Below are 14515 nucleotides of genomic sequence, written 5' to 3' on the forward strand. Positions count from 1 at the left end.
GGATGCCGCATGTGGCTCAGCGGATCCTGGTGACCGGCGGCGCCGGCTTCATCGGCAGCAGCTTCGTCCGCCACGTCCTCGACCGGACCGACGCGTCGGTGACGGTGCTCGACAAGCTCACCTACGCCGCCAGCCCGGCCGCGCTCGAGGACCTCCCCGCCGACCGCTTCCGCCTGGTCGTGGGCGACGTGGCCGACGCGACCGTCGTCGACCCGCTCGTCGCCGAGCACGACGTGGTCGTGCACCTCGCCGCGGAGTCCCACAACGACAACGCGCTGCGCGACCCGACGCCGTTCGTGCAGACCAACCTGGTCGGCACGTTCACGGTCCTCGAGGCGGTGCGCCGCCACGACGGGCGGCTGCACCACGTCTCCAGCGACGAGGTGTACGGCGACCTCGCGCTCGACGACCCCGAGCGGTTCACCGAGGAGAGCGCCTACCGCCCCGGCACGCCCTATGCGGCGTCGAAGGCCGGCTCGGACCACCTGGTGCGCGCGTGGGTGCGCGCGTTCGGCGTGCGCGCCACGATCTCCTGCTGCTCGAACAACTACGGCCCGTGGCAGCACATCGAGAAGTTCGTCCCGCGCCAGGTGACCAACGTGCTCGACGGCCGCCGGCCGCGCGTCTACGGCGACGGGGCGCACGTGCGCGACTGGATCCACACTGACGACCACAGCACGGCGCTGCTGGCGATCCTGGAGCGCGGGCGGATCGGCGAGACCTACCTGGTCGGCGCCGACGGCGAGCGCTCGAACCTCGACGTCGTTCGGACCATCCTGCGGCTGATGGGGCGCGACGAGGCGGACTTCGACCTCGTCGCCGACCGCGCCGGGCACGACCGGCGCTACGCCATCGACGCGACCCGGTTGCGCGACGAGCTCGACTGGCGTCCGTCGTACGACGACCTCGAGGCCGGCCTGGCGCGCACCATCGACTGGTACCGGGCGCACGCCGACTGGTGGCGCCCGCACAAGGAGGCGACCGAGGCGGCCTACGCCGCCCGCGGTCAGTGAGCCGGTCGGCTCAACAGGTCAGGACGCGACCTCGACCCGGCCGTAGTCGTCCTCGAGCCGGCAGATGTCGTCCTCGCCGGTGTAGCTGCCGTGCTGGACCTCGATGATCACGAGCTGCTCGTCGTGCTCGTTGGTGATCCGGTGCGGCTGGCCGATGGCGACGTTGACGGAGTCGGCGACGTTGAGCACGCTCACCTCGCCGTCGATGACGCAGGTCGCGACGCCCGAGACCACGGTCCAGTGCTCCGCCCGGTGCTCGTGGGTCTGGTAGGAGAGGCGGGCGCCCGGCTCGACGACGATCCGCTTCACCTTGAAGCCGTCGCCCTCGTCCAGCACCTGCCACGACCCCCACGGCCGAACCGCGCTGTCACCAATCACGTCTTCTCCCACTGTCCGAGGACCTGACCCGAGTCCCTGACGTCCCGTCGGCCGTCGTTGTCACTGACGGTAACGACAGCAGGGATACCGAAGGTACGGATCAGGCGAACATTCCCCAAAAAAGGTAGAACGTGTTCACCTGCGCCGGAGACCGGCCAGCGCGGGCCGCACGTCCGCGAGGTAGACCAGGGCGGCCACCGTCATCGCGAGGTTGACGATCATCAGCGGCAGCGGCAGCAGCTGGAGCACCACCGCGACACCGAGCAGGATGCACCAGGTCGGCTTGTTGAGCTTGTCCGCCGCGAGGTAGGACTCCGCCGAGTAGAGCAGCGCGTTGACGAACGCGAAGATCTTGATGACGAGCAGCACGAAGTACACCGCGAGCGACACGTAGCTCTCGAACAGGAACACATCCATGGTGCGCCGATCCTATCGGTCGAAATGCACGAGGCCCCGAGGGAATCCCTCGGGGCCTCGCAGCAGGAGCATCAGCTCACTTGGCGGCAGCCTTCTGCGCCGGAGCCTTCTTGGCCGGAGCCTTCTTGGCGGCGGCCTTCTGGGCCGGAGCCTTCTTGGCAGGAGCCTTCTTCGCGGGGGTCTTCTTGGCCGGGGCCTTCTTGGCGACCGAGCCGGCGACCGGGGCCGGGGCCTTCACCGCGTCACCCTTGCGCAGCTTGATGACGACCGACTCGCCGCGCTTGGCGAGGTCGGCGTACTGCTGGGTGAGGACGGCGATGTTCTCGTCGTACTGACCGCGCACCTTGGCCGGCAGGGCCTTGGCGTCGGCCTGCAGCTCGGCGAGCTTGGCCTCGAACTTCGCGCGGGTGTCGTTGAACTGCGCGACAGCCTTGTCCTGCAGCGACTTCGGCTGCGGGACCTCGAGGTCCTTGACGGACTTCTGGACGTCGGTGACGTAGCCCTTGACCTTCTCGACGGCCAGGTCGGTGACGCCGACACCGGCGTACAGCGGCCGCGCGGCGGCGGCGGGCACGACCACGTCGGGCAGGTCGATGGTGGTGAGACCGATCTTGGGGACCTCGACCTTCGGGACCTCGATCTTCGGGACCTCGAACTTCGGGAGCTCGAACTTCGGCATGGTGATGAACACCCTTCTCATTTGTTGGGTCGTGCTTCGGTTTCAGGAGCGGGCGGTCGTCGCCTCGTCGGCCTCGCTGGGCTCGCCGTCGCCGGTCGGTGCGGACACCGCTTCGGCATCGTTGAGCGCCAGGAACGACGCGTAGACGTCGAGGAGCGACTGCTTCTGCCGCTCGGTGAGGCCGGTGTCGCCGAGAACGGCGAGCTCGACCGACCCACCCACGCCGTCATCCGGGCTGAGGATGCCGGCCCGGATATAGAGCTGCTCCGCGGAGATGCGCAGCGCCTTGGCGATCTGCTGGAGCACCTCGGCCGACGGCTTGCGGAGCCCACGCTCGATCTGGCTCAGGTAAGGGTTGGAGACGCCGGCCTGCTCGGCGAGCTGCCGCAGGGACAGGCGCGACTGCGTGCGCTGCTCCTTGAGGTAGTCGCCCAGCGCGCCGACCGTCGAGAGCCCGCTACCCGCGAGCTCGGTCACCTTCGCCTTCACCATGTCCCCAGTGTGCTTGCAACAGTTAGCATTTTGCAAACTGACGGCAAGTGACCTGGTTCACAGGGGGTCGGCAGCCCCCCGCATCGCCAAGGGGTGGAAGAGAATTCCTAGTGTCTTTCGTGGGTTTGGCAAGATGCGCAGAGTGTCGCGTCCACCCCTTGCCCAGCACTGCCCGTCGCCGCGGGAGCTCGACGACCTCGAGCTGTTGTCGGTCGGGGCGATGGCGCCGACCACCCGCTTCAACGAGCCCGGCAGCCCGGTCACGCTGACCCTCCCCGAGGAGCTGAACGAGCGGCTGGCCGCCGGCGAGCCGGTCGAGCTGGTCGACCCGGAGGGCCTGCCGCTCGCCCGGGTGTCGTCGGACGGCGCGGTCACGCCGCTGACCCACGCCCAGTACGGCCCGTTCCGGCGGCTCTACCTGTCCCCGGAGCAGGTGCGCGCGCAGTACGCCGGCCGCACGTTCGTCACGGTGACCGACGCGATGAGCGAGGACCAGATCGGGCAGCTGCGCAACCGCGGCGACCTCGCCCTGCTGGCCCTCGTCGGGCGCGGGACCCCGGCCCTCTCCCCCGTCGGCCTGCTGCGCGCGACGCTGCGGGTGGCCGACAAGCTCACGGCCTCGGGGCGCACCGCGATCGACGTGGTCGCCGTACCCCTGGCCGCGCACGGCGACGCCGAGGCCGACGCCGCGCTGCGGGCCCAGGTCGTCGCCAACTACGCCGGCACCGACCCGGTCGTCGAGCTCGCCGCCGGCGAGGTGCCGGCCGCCGACGTGGCCGACATCGTCCACGAGGACCGGCCCGGACCGGGCGAGCAGGGCCTGGTCATCTTCTTCACAGGTCTCTCCGGCAGCGGCAAGTCCACCCTCGCGCAGGCGCTGATGGACCGGCTGCTCGAGCGCGGCGGCCGCAGCCTCACCAGCCTCGACGGCGACGTCGTGCGGCGGAACCTGTCGGCCGGTCTCACCTTCTCCAAGGAGGACCGCGAGACCAACATCCGCCGGATCGGCTGGGTGGCGGCCGAGATCGCGCGGCACGGCGGCGTCGCGGTCTGCAGCCCGATCGCTCCGTTCGACGAGACCCGCCAGCAGGTCCGGCAGTACGTCGCCGACGCCGGCGGCGCGTTCTTCCTCGTCCACGTGGCCACGCCGCTGGAGGAGTGCGAGCGCCGCGACCGCAAGGGCCTCTACGCCAAGGCGCGCCGCGGCGAGATCCCCGAGTTCACCGGCATCTCCTCCCCCTACGAGGAGCCGCAGGACGCCGACGTCCGGGTCGACACGACCGGGCGCACGATCGACGACGCGCTCGACGACGTGCTGGTCGCGCTCCGCGACAGCGGGCACCTCGACCTGGTCGACCACCGCGCGCCGACCGCCGGCCGCACCGCCACCCCGGCCGGACCGACCGTGTCGGCCCACGTCGACCAGGTGTCCGAGGGGGCGTTGCGCCCGACCACGGACCGGATCGACCGCCCGGTCGCCGTGCTCTTCGTGTGTACGGCGAACATCTGCCGCTCGCCCTACATGGAGCTGCGCGCCGGGGCGTTCCTCGACGACCCGGCCGCGATCGAGTTCGCCAGTGCCGGCACCCACGGCTTCCGTGACCGCGGCGTCGATCCGACGATGGCGGGCGTGCTGGCCCGGCGCGGCGTGGGCGACGAGCAGATCGCCGCGTTCCGCAGCCGCCCGCTCACCCGGGACCTGATCCAGGCCGCCGACCTGGTGCTCACCGCCGAGACCGTGCACCGCGAGTTCGTGCTCGAGGAGGCGCCGGGCGCGTTCCGCAAGGTCTTCACGCTCGGCCAGTTCGCCGAGACCGTCGCGCGGGTGGCGCCCTCTGTCAGCGGCCACGAGCTGGTCACCTACGCCGGCCACCGGCGCGCCTCCGCCTCCCCGCAGCACGAGATCGGCGACCCTTTCAACCGTGGCCGCGCCGCCAACGAGGAGGCCGCCCACCAGATCGACGGCCTCCTGCGCGTCGTGATGCCCCGCCTGGCGGGCACCGGAAGGAGCCAGTAGTCGATGGACGACCTGCTCACCCTCACCGCGCTCTCGATCGCCGCGGCCGGCTTCTTCGTCGGCATCGTCGTCGGCCTCACCGGCATGGGCGGCGGGGCGCTGATGACGCCCGCCCTGATCTTCCTCGGGGTGGGCCACACCTCGGCGATCGTCACCGCCGACCTCACCGCCGCCGCCATCTACAAGACCGGTGGCGCGATCACGCACGCTCGCGAGGGCTCGCCGAACCTGCGCCTGGCCGCCTGGCTGGTCGCGGGCTCGGTACCGATGGCGTTCGTGGGTCCCTACCTGGTCGATGCGTTGACCGACGACCCCGAGCAGCTGGAGCAGACCCTCAAGCTCTGCATCGGCATCGCGCTGCTGTTCGCGGCGTCGACGTACGCCCTGCGGCTCTACATCAACCTGCGCCGGGTGCGCGGGGGCGGCGTGCAGCCGGAGGAGAACCCGAGGATCCGGCCGGTCCCGACCCTGCTCGTCGGCATGCTCGGCGGCCTGCTCGTCGGCGTCACGAGCGTGGGCTCCGGCTCGGTCATCATGATCGCGCTGCTGATGCTCTACCCGGGCCTGTCGGCGGTGAAGCTGGTCGGCACCGACCTGGTGCAGGCGGTGCCGCTGGTGCTGGCCGCTGCGATCGCCAACATCGCCATCCACGGCCTCGACTGGGACCTGCTGATCCCGCTGGTGATCGGCTCGGTGCCGGGCACGATCATCGGCAGCCGGATCGCGCCGCGGGTGCCGCAGTCCTACATCCGCCGCGGCATCGTGGTCGTGCTGACGATGTCGGGCGTCGCGCTGCTCTTCAAGGCCGGTCTGCACCCGTTCGGCGAGGGGCACGAGACCCTCGAGGCGATCGTCGTCGCGCTGGTCGGCGTCGCGATGCTCGTCCTGGTGCCCGTCGTGTGGGGCCTGCTGCGCAAGCAGACCGGGCTGCCGATGTTCGGCGCCCCGACCGTCGCCGAGCTGGAGCGGGTGCCGGGCGACCGGCGCCGCCGGGCTACGACTCCCAGTCCCACAGCGCCGAGATCGGGAGACCCCACATCCCCAGACGGTACTTGAACCCGACCGGTGCGGTGTTGAGCACGATGCCGCCCCGAAAGCGGGAGCCGGCGCGGTCCGCCAGCGCCTCGAGTGCGCGGAACTGGTGCGGCCGGAAGCCGGCCGCGGTGCGCACCTCGATGCCGTAGACGGTGTTGTCGGGGAGCTCGACGAGCACGTCGATCTCGAGCCCGTTGCGCTCGCGCAGGTGGGTCACCCGGAAGTCCACCTCGCTGGTGCGCTGCTGGCGCAGCAGCTCGGCGGCGACGATGCCCTCGAGGTACGGCGCCAGCCGGGCCCGGCCGCCGAGCTCGGTCAGCGCCGCGGTGCTGTCGCCGGCCAGCCGGCGCGCGAGCGCGGGGTCGTCGAACACCACGCGGGGCCGGGCGACGGCCCGCTTCGCGACCGTGGTTCGCGCACCCGGCAGCAGGTGGACGAGGCCGAGGTCGGCCAGCGCGTCGACGTACGGCGTGATCGTGGTGCCCGGGATCCCGGACATCGCCGCGAGCCGGGCCTTGTTGAGCTCCGCCGACGGCGGCCGGGCCATCGCCTCCAGCACCGCCCGCAGTCCCCCTGGCGCCAGCCGACCGCGCCGTAGGTCGGGGACCGCGACGTCGCCGGCCAGCAGCGCGGCGTACTCCTCGGCCCCGAGCGCCGAGCGGACCTCCCCCGGCACCGACGCGCGCGACCCCAGCCGGGCGACGAAGTCCGCCATGCTCGAGCCGGCCGGTGGTCGAGCGGTCGTCGGTGGTCGAGCGGTCGTCGGCGGTCGGGCGGTCGTCGGTGGTCGAGCTTGTCGAGACCCCGCCACGCGCCCACCCTATCGACCAAACTCGTAGATTTGTCTACGGGCTTCCCGCGGATGTCACCTTGGCAGGTTCTGCATGGCACGATGGCCCGCATGTCCCAGACCCACGTCGACTACCGACTGAGCCAGCTGGACCAGCTGGAGGCGGAGTCCATCCACATCTTCCGCGAGGTCGCGGCGGAGTTCGAGAAGCCGGTCCTGATGTTCTCGGGCGGCAAGGACTCCATCGTCATGATGCGTCTGGCCGAGAAGGCCTTCTACCCGGCGAAGATCCCGTTCCCGGTGCTGCAGGTCGACACCGGCTACGACTTCCCCGAGGTGCTCGCCACCCGTGACAACTGGGTCAACCGGCTCGGTGTCCGCCTGATCGTGGCGTCGGTCGAGGAGGCCATCAAGAACGGCATCGTCGTCGACGACGGCAAGACCAGCCGCAACCGGCTCCAGATCGGCACCCTGCTCAACGCCATCGAGGAGAACGGCTTCACCGCGGCGTTCGGCGGCGGCCGGCGCGACGAGGAGAAGGCCCGCGCCAAGGAGCGCGTCTACTCCCACCGCGACGAGTTCGGCCAGTGGGACCCCAAGAACCAGCGCCCCGAGCTCTGGAACCTCTACAACGGCCGCCTGCACGAGGGCGAGCACATGCGGATCTTCCCGATCTCCAACTGGACCGAGTTGGACATCTGGGACTACATCGGCCGCGAGGGCATCGAGATCCCGTCGATCTACTACTCCCACCAGCGCCGCGTGTTCGAGCGCGACGGCATGCTGCTCAGCGAGAGCGAGCACAACCCGTGCCGTGAGGGCGAGGTCGTCGAGGAGCGCACCGTGCGGTTCCGCACCGTCGGCGACCTGACGCTGACCGGCTGCGTCGAGAGCACCGCCTCCACGATCGAGGAGATCATCGCCGAGGTCGCCATCGCCCGGGTCACCGAGCGCGGCGCCACCCGTGGTGACGACCGGTTCTCCGAGGCCGCCATGGAAGACCGGAAGAAGGAAGGCTACTTCTGATGAGCACGACCAACATGGACCTTCTCCGCTTCGCCACGGCCGGCTCGGTCGACGACGGCAAGTCGACGCTGATCGGCCGGCTGCTGCTGGACTCGAAGTCGATCTTCGAGGACCAGCTCGAGGCCGTCGAGGCCACCAGCGTCGGCAAGGGCTACGACTACACCGACCTCGCGCTGCTGACCGACGGCCTGCGCTCGGAGCGGGAGCAGGGCATCACCATCGATGTCGCCTACCGCTACTTCGCCACGCCGAACCGCAAGTTCATCATCGCCGACACCCCCGGGCACGTGCAGTACACCCGCAACATGGTGACCGGCGCCTCGACCGCCGACCTCGGCCTGGTGCTCGTCGACGCCCGCCAGGGCCTCACCGAGCAGTCCCGCCGGCACGCGGTGATCCTGTCGCTGCTCCGGGTCCCGCACCTGGTGCTGGCCGTGAACAAGATGGACCTCGTCGGCTACTCGCAGGAGATCTACGAGAAGATCCACGCCGAGTTCACGCAGTTCGCGACCAAGCTCAACATCCCGGACCTCGAGGTCATCCCGATCTCGGCGCTCAACGGCGACAACGTCGTCAACCGCTCCGAGAACATGGACTGGTACTCCGGCCCGACCCTGATGCACCACCTCGAGCACGTCCACGTCGCCTCCGACCGCGACCTGATCGACGCGCGCTTCCCGGTGCAGTACGTCGTCCGGCCGAAGTCCGACGAGTTCCACGACTACCGCGGCTACGCCGGCCAGGTCGCGGGCGGCGTGCTCAAGCCGGGTGACGAGGTCGTCGTACTCCCCTCCGGCATGACGTCGAAGATCTCGCGGATCGACCTGTTCGACCAGGAGATCAGCGAGGCCTTCCCGCCGATGTCGGTGACCGTCCACCTCGAGGACGACGTCGACGTCTCCCGCGGCGACATGATCGCCCGCGTCAAGAACGCCCCCGAGCCGCGCCAGGACGTCGACGCGATGATCTGCTGGATGACGACGACGCCGCTCAAGCCGCGGCAGAAGCTCGCGATCAAGCACACCACCCGCACCGGTCGCGCCCTGGTGAAGGACATCCAGTACCGCCTGGACGTCAACACGCTCCACCGCGACCAGGACACCAAGGAGCTCGGCGTCAACGAGATCGGCCGCGTCCAGCTGCGCACCACTGTGCCGCTGCTGAGCGACGCCTACGCCAAGAACCGCGCCACCGGCTCGTTCATCCTCATCGACGAGGCCACCGGCGTCACCGTCGGCGCCGGGATGATCAACGGCTGACCGAACTCGACACGCAACGCCCTCTCCGACCACCGGCCGGAGAGGGCGTCGTCGTTCTTCGTCTGGGCCGGCCTCAGCGGCGGAAGTGCAGCCCGACGTCCGGGTCGACGACGACCTCCTGCGCGGCCGGGAGGCCGTCGACGAGGAGGGGCGCGTCGGTGGGGACGTTGCGCTTGAGCAGGGCGAGGGCGATCGGGCCGAGCTCGTGGTGACGGGCCGACGAGCCGACCCGGCCGACGACCTTGCCGGCGCCGTCGGTGACGTCGGCGCCGACGACGGGCAGCCGGTTCTCCGAGCCGTCGAGATGCAGGAGGGTCAGCCGGCGCGGCGGGCGGCCGAGGTTGTGGACCCGGGCCACGGTCTCCTGGCCGCGGTAGCAGCCCTTGTCGAGGTGGACGGCGGGGCCGATCCAGCCGACCTCGTTGGGGATCGTGCGATGGTCGGTGTCGATGCCGAAGCGCGGCTCGCCGCGCTCGATCCGGAGCGCCTCGAAGGCCCAGAGGCCGGCAGCGGGGCCGGCGGCCTCGGCGTACGCCGTGAGCTGCGCACGCGGTACCAGGTCGTACTTGCCCGGGCGCCAGGCGACCGCGACGTCGGCGGTGACATCGGTGACCTCGACCCGCATCATGAACTTCATCCGCTCGAGGAAGTCGATGAGCGCGGCGGCCGCTCCCGGCTCGGTGTGGGCCGTGAACGCCTCCCCGTCGTCGACACCGGCGAACGCGTGCTCGACGTGCCCCTGCGGGCTCAGCACCAGCGCCTCGGTCCAGGCGCCGGGCTCGAGGCCCTCGAACTGCTGGGTGGTCAGTGAGTGCAGCCAGGTCAACCGGTCGGGGCCGCTGATCCGCACGACGTCGCGGTGGGACAGGTCGACGAACCCCTCCCCCGCGGCGAGCGCGCGCTGCTCGCCGTACAGCGAGCCGTAGTGCGCGGCCACCGGTGCGTCGATGCCGTCGCCGGCGACGGCACCACCGAGGTTCAGCAGCGGACTCGTCGTGCTGGTCATGACGTCCCTTCGCAGTCGTGGCACCGGCCGAACACGGTCAGGTGCCCCAGGTCTGGGGAGAACGCATGACGGGTGGTCAGGGATTCCACGAACGGCGCAGCTTCTTCGGCATCGGCCGAGATCACCCGGTGGCAGCCGCGGCAGACGAGGTGGAAGTGCTCGTGCCCGGCCGTCGAGTGGTACGTCGGCGCGCGGTCGCTGAGGTGGGCGTGCCGGACCAGCCCGAGCTCCTCGAGCACCTCCAACGTCCGGTAGACCGTGGAGGCGTTGACCGACGACGCCTGCCGCTGGACGTGGGCCAGCACCTCGTCGGGGGTGGCGTGGCCGAGCTCGTCGACCGCGGCCAGGATCAGCTCGCGCTGGGGGGTCAGGCGGTAGCCCTTCTCCCGCAGCGCACGCCGCCAGTCTGCCTCAGGCACGTTGCAGCCTCGCCCACAGGTGGGGTTGGAGGGGCTGGCCCATCGCGGCCATGTCGTAGGCGTAGAGCAGGTCGCCCTCGACGTTGCCGTAGAGGCGCTTGCCGCCGACGTACTCCTTCGCCGAGTCGGTCCGCGCGACGGCGTCGGTGACGATCTCGAGCTTGCCGTTGTCGGCCTCGCCGTACCAGATCTCGACGAAGCCGGTCATGTGCGCGAGCAGCACCTCGACCTTGCCCTCGGGTCGGGCCCGGATGAAGCCCGTCTCCTGCGCGGCGTCGCGCACCTTCTTGCCCTCCTCGTCGACGATCCACGAGCGGGACAGGTAGTGGAAGAACGGGCGCCCGTCCTGCTGGAAGATCAGCTCCTGCCCGAACTGGAACTTCTCGATCGTCGGGTAGTCGCCGTGGCCGTTGCCGCGCCAGGTGCCGAGCAGCCACGCGATCGGTCCGCAGTCGGGGTGCAGGTTCTGGGGGATCTCGAAGGCCACGGTCGATCATCCTAGGCGGGCGGGTCGGACCTAGGGTGGGCGCATGACGCGTGAGCTCGTGGTGAAGGTGACCTGCGGGATCGACGCGCCCGAGCGGTCCAACCAGGGGTTCACCGTCGCTGCGGCCGCCGCGGCCGGCGGCACGCCCGTCTCGCTCTGGCTGACCGGCGAGGCCGTCTGGCTGGCCACCGCCGAGCGTGGCGACGAGCTGGCGCTGCCGCTGGCCACCCCGGTGCCGGAGCTGCTGGCCACCGTCCTCGAGCTCGGCACCGTGACGGCCTGCTCGCAGTGCGCGGCCCGGCGGCTGCTCTCCCAGGAGCACCTGCTGCCCGGCGTCCGCATCGCCGGCGCGCCGGTGTTCGTCGAGGAGGCCCTGCGCGAGGGCGCCCAGGCGCTGGTCTACTGAGCGTCTCCGTTGGGTCCAGGCCGTAGGGTGCGCTTCGTGAAGCAGCGGTGTGCCCTGGTGGTCGCGCTCCTCGCCGCCGTCGTCGGGCTGACCGCCTGCGAGGCCGACAACCCGGCCCGCGACGCGCGGGCGTGGGTCGTGGAGAAGGGTGACAAGTACGTCGCGCTCGGCGACTCCTACACCGCCGCACCCCAGACCGGCGACAACGCCGACCGGAGCGGCTGCCAGAACACCCGGGTCAACTACCCGCACCGGGTGGCCGAGGCGATCGGGCTGGAGCTCCTCGACAACAGCTGCAACGGCGCCAGCACCGGCTCGCTGACCAACGCCCAGCAGATCCCGAGCATCGTGCCTGGCCAGCGGCGCGAGAACCCGCCGCAGCTCGACGCCATCGACGACGACACCGACCTGGTGACGATGCGCCTCGGCGCCAACGACTACGGGCTGTTCGCGCGGATCATCCAGTGCGCCCGGAACTTCGAAGGCGAGTCCGGCAGCCCGTGCTCCGACCTCGACGCGAGCGGCGACAACAGCCTGGACAACCGGCTGCCCGACGTGCGGGCCAACCTGGACGCCGCGCTGGCGGAGATCGAGGAGCGGGCGCCGGACGCCACGGTCGTCGTGCTCGGCTACCCGCACGTCGCCCCCGACGAGGGCACCTGCGACCTGCTCCCGGTGCCCGACGACGACTACGACTACGTGCGCCGGATCATCGAGGGGCTCAACACCGCGCTCGAGGGTGCGGCGGAGGAGGCGGGCGTCACCTACATCGACATGTACGCCGTCAGCGAGGGCCACGACATCTGCGGCGAGCAGCCGTGGGTGGCGGGTGCGCCGATCCGGCCGAACGGCGCGACTGCCTGGCACCCCTACGCGGCCGAGTCCCAGGCCGCCGCCGAGCTGATCCTGGAGGCGCTGGAGTCATGAGGCGCCGCGTCGTCGTACCCCTCACCCTGGTGGCCGTCGCCTCGGTGCTGACCGCTTGCGACTCCGACGAGCCGGACGGACCGGCGCCGCGGGTGATCCGCCCCGGGGACGCGTACGTCGCGCTCGGCGACTCCTACACCGCGGTGCCCGGCACGGGACCCAACGCGACCAGCACCGGCTGCAACAACACCACCGTCAACTACCCGCACCTGGTGGCCGACGAGCTCGGCCTCGAGCTCACCGACAACAGCTGCGACGGGGCAGCGACCGAGAACCTCCTCGACGAGCAGTGCGTCGCCGCGTGCAGCGCGAAGGACATCACCTTCCAGAAGCTGCGGCCGCCCCAGGTCCAGGGCCTCGACGAGGACACCCGGTTGGTCACCTTCCGGCTCGGCGCCAACGACTACGGCCTGATCGGACGGATCATCGGGTGCGCCAGCCTGAGCCAGGCGGGCACGCCGGGGTCGCCGTGCGCCGACCAGGACGCCGAGCTGGGCGAGGACAGCATGGAGCCGAGGCTGCGCGACATGGAGCGCAACGTGCGGCGCGGCATCGAGGAGGTCCAGGACCGGGCGCCGGACGCCCGGATCATCGTGCTCGGCTACCCGCGGATCGCCCCCGACGAGGGCACCTGCCACCTGCTCCCGCTCCCCGACGGCGACTACGAGTACGCCCGCCAGATCATGCTGGGCATCAACGCCGCGCTGCAGGCGGTGGCCGACGAGGCGGACCTGACCTTCATCGACATGTACGCCGCCAGCGAGGGGCACGACGTCTGCTCCGACGACCCCTGGGTGGCCGGGTGGACTCCCATCGGAGAGCCGCCGCCCGAGGGCGCCCGCAGGCTGCACCCGTACGCCGCCGCGGCCGAGGCCGAGGCCGAGCTGGTCCTGGAGGCGCTGAAACCCTAGCGGGCGACGCGGAGCAGGATCTCCTCGAACTTGCTCCCGCACAGGGTCAGCTCGAACTCGCGCTCGGCGAGCTCACGGGCCCGGCGGCCGAGCTTGTCCCACAGGTCGCTGTCGTCGAGGACCTCGGCGACCCAGTTAGCGGCCGCCGGGACCGAGCTGCTGTCCGGCGGCAGCACACAGCCGCCGACGGCGTCGATGAGGTGCGCGGCGAGGTTCTCGTCGGGCATCAGGCCCAGGATCGGACGGGCCGCGCAGAGGTAGGAGAGCGTCTTGGACGGCACCGAGAAGGCGCCGGCCGACTTGTCGAGCACGACCAGCAGCACGTCGCCGGAGCCGAGCACCTCCGAGAGCCGCTCGTAGGGCTGGAACGGCAGCAGGGTGACCGGCACGTCGAGCTTCTTCGCCTCGTCGGCGAGCTCCTCGACGGCGCTGCCCTCGGTGACCACCGTCAGGTGGACCGGGGTGCCGCGGTCACGGACCGCGCGGGCCACCTGCACCAACAGCCGCGGGTTGTGCTTGAGGCCGAGGGTGCCCGAGTAGACCAGGTTCGGCACGGCGTCGACGCCCTGCTCCTTGGCCCACGGGTTGTCGCGGGGCATCGGCACCAGCTCGCCGAGCGGCGCCCAGTTGGGGATCACCGTGGTCTTGCCGGCGGTGCCCCACGCGCGGTGGACGTCGAGGAAGGCGTCGGAGATGACGACGATCGCGTCGGCCCGGCGGTTGCACCAGCGCTCCACCCAGCCGGCGACCGTGGCGAAGACGTGGAACGCCCGGCTCAGCTTGGTGCCGGCGAACGAGCGCATCGCGACGCCCTGGACGTCCTGCTGCCAGGAGACCCACGGGGTCCGGGTGAGGCCGAGGAAGATCGTGACGACCGCCATCATCGGCACCGGCACGTTGCCGAAGAGCACCACGTCGGGGCGACGGCGGCGGATCTGGCGGGACAGCTGGAAGCCGTACCGCACCTCCTGGACGAGGCGTCGCCCGAAGCTGAGCTTCTCGACGACCTCACCCTGGCCGATGGCCTCGAAGTGGACGTTGTCGTGACCGCCCAGGTTGCCCTTACCGGAGACGTGCGCCTCGCACCACGAGTGGGTGACGTCGTGTCCGCGGCGGGCAAGCTCTCCACTGAGCTCGACTTGGAACGGGTGACCGCTGTAGTCGTGAACGAGCACGCGCACCGATCTTGTGCCCCTTCCTGGAGCGTCTGGTTGTCGAAACGGACCTTTCCCCGCTTCACCAACGACGGTGCT

Annotated in this window: 17 protein-coding genes; 8 read left to right on the top strand and 9 right to left on the bottom strand. The window is 70.9% G+C overall.

From position 1 onward, the window contains the following. The first annotated feature begins 11 nt into the window (after nt 1-11). Entirely contained in the window at nt 12-1013 is a 1002-nt protein-coding gene (gene rfbB, locus DJ010_RS04585) for a dTDP-glucose 4,6-dehydratase (RefSeq protein WP_245927184.1), read from the top strand. A gap of 18 nt (nt 1014-1031) precedes the next feature. Here the strand turns inward: rfbB and DJ010_RS04590 are convergent, their stop codons facing one another. From DJ010_RS04590 to DJ010_RS04605, 4 genes are all read right to left on the bottom strand, one after another. Further along, nucleotides 1032-1391, bottom strand: coding sequence for a phosphomannose isomerase type II C-terminal cupin domain (locus DJ010_RS04590; RefSeq protein ID WP_109692390.1), 360 nt, complete (start codon nt 1389-1391; stop codon nt 1032-1034). A 135-nt stretch (nt 1392-1526) separates the two neighbouring features. Beyond that, on the bottom strand, nt 1527-1808 hold the full coding sequence (locus DJ010_RS04595; RefSeq protein WP_109692391.1) for a DUF2516 family protein: 282 nt from the start codon (nt 1806-1808) through the stop codon (nt 1527-1529). Nucleotides 1809-1884: 76 nt separating this feature from the next. Beyond that, nucleotides 1885-2487 carry a hypothetical protein gene (locus tag DJ010_RS22245; protein WP_170124593.1) on the bottom strand — a complete coding sequence of 201 codons (603 nt, stop codon included), beginning with the start codon at nt 2485-2487 and terminating at the stop codon, nt 1885-1887. Between the two features lie 42 nt (nt 2488-2529). After that, complete coding sequence (locus tag DJ010_RS04605) at nt 2530-2979, bottom strand: helix-turn-helix domain-containing protein (protein ID WP_109692392.1); 450 nt, start codon at nt 2977-2979, stop codon at nt 2530-2532. A 142-nt stretch (nt 2980-3121) separates the two neighbouring features. Here DJ010_RS04605 and cysC point away from each other — a divergent pair, with 142 nt between their 5' ends. Both cysC and DJ010_RS04615 read left to right on the top strand, forming a co-directional pair. Further along, a complete protein-coding gene (cysC, locus tag DJ010_RS04610; protein WP_245927186.1) occupies nt 3122-4996 on the top strand; it encodes an adenylyl-sulfate kinase in 1875 nt (624 codons plus the stop codon). Between the two features lie 3 nt (nt 4997-4999). Then, nucleotides 5000-6052 carry a sulfite exporter TauE/SafE family protein gene (locus tag DJ010_RS04615; protein ID WP_109692394.1) on the top strand — a complete coding sequence of 351 codons (1053 nt, stop codon included), beginning with the start codon at nt 5000-5002 and terminating at the stop codon, nt 6050-6052. Here the strand turns inward: DJ010_RS04615 and DJ010_RS04620 are convergent. Continuing rightward, entirely contained in the window at nt 5991-6746 is a 756-nt protein-coding gene (locus tag DJ010_RS04620; RefSeq protein WP_109692395.1) for a DUF4143 domain-containing protein, read from the bottom strand. The two genes, DJ010_RS04615 and DJ010_RS04620, sit on opposite strands and share 62 nt — an antisense overlap. A gap of 186 nt (nt 6747-6932) precedes the next feature. On the opposite strand from DJ010_RS04620, the gene cysD reads away from it, so the two are divergent. Next, nucleotides 6933-7847 carry a sulfate adenylyltransferase subunit CysD gene (gene cysD / locus DJ010_RS04625; RefSeq protein ID WP_109692396.1) on the top strand — a complete coding sequence of 305 codons (915 nt, stop codon included), beginning with the start codon at nt 6933-6935 and terminating at the stop codon, nt 7845-7847. Further along, nucleotides 7847-9106 (top strand): sulfate adenylyltransferase subunit 1, encoded by a 1260-nt coding sequence (locus DJ010_RS04630; protein WP_245927188.1) that lies wholly within the window; start codon nt 7847-7849, stop codon nt 9104-9106. The genes cysD and DJ010_RS04630 overlap by 1 nt, the downstream gene beginning before the upstream one ends. A 73-nt stretch (nt 9107-9179) precedes the next feature. Here DJ010_RS04630 and ygfZ read toward each other — a convergent pair whose 3' ends face one another. The 3 genes from ygfZ to DJ010_RS04645 are packed head-to-tail and all read right to left on the bottom strand — an operon-like array spanning nt 9180 to nt 11018. Beyond that, entirely contained in the window at nt 9180-10112 is a 933-nt protein-coding gene (ygfZ, locus tag DJ010_RS04635; RefSeq protein WP_109692397.1) for a CAF17-like 4Fe-4S cluster assembly/insertion protein YgfZ, read from the bottom strand. Then, a complete protein-coding gene (locus DJ010_RS04640) occupies nt 10109-10531 on the bottom strand; it encodes a Fur family transcriptional regulator (RefSeq protein WP_109692398.1) in 423 nt (140 codons plus the stop codon). The genes ygfZ and DJ010_RS04640 overlap by 4 nt, the downstream gene beginning before the upstream one ends. Further along, nucleotides 10524-11018 (bottom strand): heme-binding beta-barrel domain-containing protein, encoded by a 495-nt coding sequence (locus DJ010_RS04645; RefSeq protein WP_109692399.1) that lies wholly within the window; start codon nt 11016-11018, stop codon nt 10524-10526. Before DJ010_RS04645 ends, DJ010_RS04640 begins: the two co-directional genes overlap by 8 nt. A 43-nt stretch (nt 11019-11061) precedes the next feature. On the opposite strand from DJ010_RS04645, the gene DJ010_RS04650 reads away from it, so the two are divergent. From DJ010_RS04650 to DJ010_RS04660, 3 genes are read left to right on the top strand one after another with little or no spacing between them, the layout of a single operon-like run. Then, nucleotides 11062-11424 (top strand): DsrE family protein, encoded by a 363-nt coding sequence (locus tag DJ010_RS04650; RefSeq protein ID WP_109692400.1) that lies wholly within the window; start codon nt 11062-11064, stop codon nt 11422-11424. 36 nt (nt 11425-11460) lie between these two features. Further along, complete coding sequence (locus tag DJ010_RS04655; protein ID WP_158282929.1) at nt 11461-12351, top strand: SGNH/GDSL hydrolase family protein; 891 nt, start codon at nt 11461-11463, stop codon at nt 12349-12351. Continuing rightward, nucleotides 12348-13262, top strand: a complete 915-nt coding sequence (locus DJ010_RS04660) for an SGNH/GDSL hydrolase family protein (protein ID WP_109692402.1) — start codon at nt 12348-12350, stop codon at nt 13260-13262. The genes DJ010_RS04655 and DJ010_RS04660 overlap by 4 nt, the downstream gene beginning before the upstream one ends. On the opposite strand, the gene DJ010_RS04665 is transcribed toward DJ010_RS04660, so the two are convergent. Continuing rightward, nucleotides 13259-14443 (bottom strand): glycosyltransferase family 4 protein, encoded by a 1185-nt coding sequence (locus DJ010_RS04665; RefSeq protein ID WP_109692403.1) that lies wholly within the window; start codon nt 14441-14443, stop codon nt 13259-13261. The genes DJ010_RS04660 and DJ010_RS04665 overlap by 4 nt on opposite strands. Nucleotides 14444-14515: the final 72 nt, after the last annotated feature.

This window comes from Nocardioides silvaticus, from assembly GCF_003160695.1.
Classification (GTDB): Bacteria; Actinomycetota; Actinomycetes; order Propionibacteriales; family Nocardioidaceae; genus Nocardioides; species Nocardioides silvaticus.

Bases quoted from the DNA above. Each gene is read 5' to 3' on its own strand.
- DJ010_RS04595 (WP_109692391.1), bottom strand. From the start codon at position 1,808: ATGGATGTGTTCCTGTTCGAGAGCTACGTGTCGCTCGCGGTGTACTTC.
- DJ010_RS04615 (WP_109692394.1), top strand. From the start codon at position 5,000: ATGGACGACCTGCTCACCCTCACCGCGCTCTCGATCGCCGCGGCCGGC.
- DJ010_RS04630 (WP_245927188.1), top strand. From the start codon at position 7,847: ATGAGCACGACCAACATGGACCTTCTCCGCTTCGCCACGGCCGGCTCG.
- DJ010_RS04620 (WP_109692395.1), bottom strand. From the start codon at position 6,746: ATGGCGGACTTCGTCGCCCGGCTGGGGTCGCGCGCGTCGGTGCCGGGG.
- cysD (WP_109692396.1), top strand. From the start codon at position 6,933: ATGTCCCAGACCCACGTCGACTACCGACTGAGCCAGCTGGACCAGCTG.
- DJ010_RS04650 (WP_109692400.1), top strand. From the start codon at position 11,062: ATGACGCGTGAGCTCGTGGTGAAGGTGACCTGCGGGATCGACGCGCCC.
- DJ010_RS04605 (WP_109692392.1), bottom strand. From the start codon at position 2,979: ATGGTGAAGGCGAAGGTGACCGAGCTCGCGGGTAGCGGGCTCTCGACG.
- DJ010_RS22245 (WP_170124593.1), bottom strand. From the start codon at position 2,487: ATGCCGAAGTTCGAGCTCCCGAAGTTCGAGGTCCCGAAGATCGAGGTC.
- DJ010_RS04660 (WP_109692402.1), top strand. From the start codon at position 12,348: ATGAGGCGCCGCGTCGTCGTACCCCTCACCCTGGTGGCCGTCGCCTCG.
- ygfZ (WP_109692397.1), bottom strand. From the start codon at position 10,112: ATGACCAGCACGACGAGTCCGCTGCTGAACCTCGGTGGTGCCGTCGCC.